Here is a 1243-nt window from a genome sequence, read left to right as displayed (position 1 = left end):
CGGCCGATGCCCGCGCGGGGCGGGGGGCCGGAACCGCGACCGCCACCGGGCTTGATGCCGGGGTGACCGTCCGGCCATTGGTCGCGGCGTTGCGGACGGCGCCTTCGACCCGGTCGCTGGACTGGCCGGCGGCGGCGGCCGCAGCGGCGTTCAGCTCACGCGTCGAGCGCGACGCGGCGTGGGCGGGTTCGCTGAGGAGAGCGACGCCGCAGAGCAGCGTCAACAGACTGGCAGTGAGGGACCTGAGTGGGCGCTTGGCCCGAAGTTGGATGCTCTGGATTCTGAGGTCATAGTCAGTGTCGCGGGTCATCACTGGCCCGTCCCCCCTGCGCTGTTCAACCGGACTGCACTCGCTCCCTTGGCGCTCCAAACGGATGCAGCGCCTTTCCGTCCGGCTCGTCCGGTGACCCCAGTCACCGCCCCCTCGCCGGCAAGGACGTCTAGTAACATTCTGAAATATTCCCGCCAAGCAAAAATGACATGCTTTCGCCCGATTCCTGCCCGCTTTCGAACGCCAATACAGAAGCGATGCCGGTTCATGTATTGCAGGCGGCCGTAAAAAAATTATTCGACTTTTGTGGAGTGCATAGGTCGTTTCGATTGCCTATTCGTCCGGCCGTGAACACGATGCTGGAAAGTCGAAGGGTTCAATTGATTGATAAGACTATTTAAGGGCAGGGAAGCGAAGCGGCTGCTAACACCTTCAATGTCCGACAAAACTAGGCAATGTTCCGGTTTTGGACCTTGCGGCGCGACGGCGAGCTCCGCGTCCGGCGCATAGCAGGATATCGGGCGCCCTGGCAGCCCTCGGCCGGCCGCGCTACAACCTCCCTCCGAGATCCAGGCGGACGGACACGCCGAGAAGAGGGAGACCGAACCGATGCAGCTCACCGACTCGAAGCTTTTCCGCCAGCAATGCTACATCGACGGCCGCTGGGCCGACGCCGATGACGGGCGGGTGATCGAGGTCACCAACCCGGCCGATGGTGAGAAGTTGGGCAGCGTGCCGCGCGCCGGCGCCGCCGAGACCCGCCGCGCCATCGCCGCCGCCGACAAGGCCTGGCCGGCCTGGCGCGCCAGGACGGCGCAGGAGCGGTTCACGATCCTGCGGCGCTGGTTCGAGCTGATGATGGCGAATCAGGAGGACCTGGCGAAGCTGATGACGCTGGAGCAGGGCAAGCCGCTGGCCGAAGCGCGGCGAGATCGACTACGGCGCCGGCTTCGTCGAGTGGTTCGCCGAGGA

General features: G+C 65.2%; 2 protein-coding genes. One reads left to right on the top strand and one right to left on the bottom strand.

All coding sequences use genetic code 11. The features are described 5' to 3' along the window. Positions 1 to 310, bottom strand: a 310-nt coding sequence (locus P409_RS41105) for a hypothetical protein (RefSeq protein WP_238578852.1), incomplete at its 3' end; no start/stop codon positions are given. A gap of 570 nt (positions 311 to 880) precedes the next feature. Here P409_RS41105 and P409_RS34675 point away from each other — a divergent pair. Beyond that, the coding region (locus tag P409_RS34675) for an aldehyde dehydrogenase family protein (protein ID WP_430515687.1) at positions 881 to 1243 on the top strand (363 nt) is incomplete at its 3' end.

It is taken from the genome of Inquilinus limosus MP06, assembly GCF_000767795.1.
GTDB lineage: Bacteria > Pseudomonadota > Alphaproteobacteria > DSM-16000 > Inquilinaceae > Inquilinus > Inquilinus limosus_E.
This window is presented reverse-complemented; position numbering and strand designations above follow the sequence as displayed.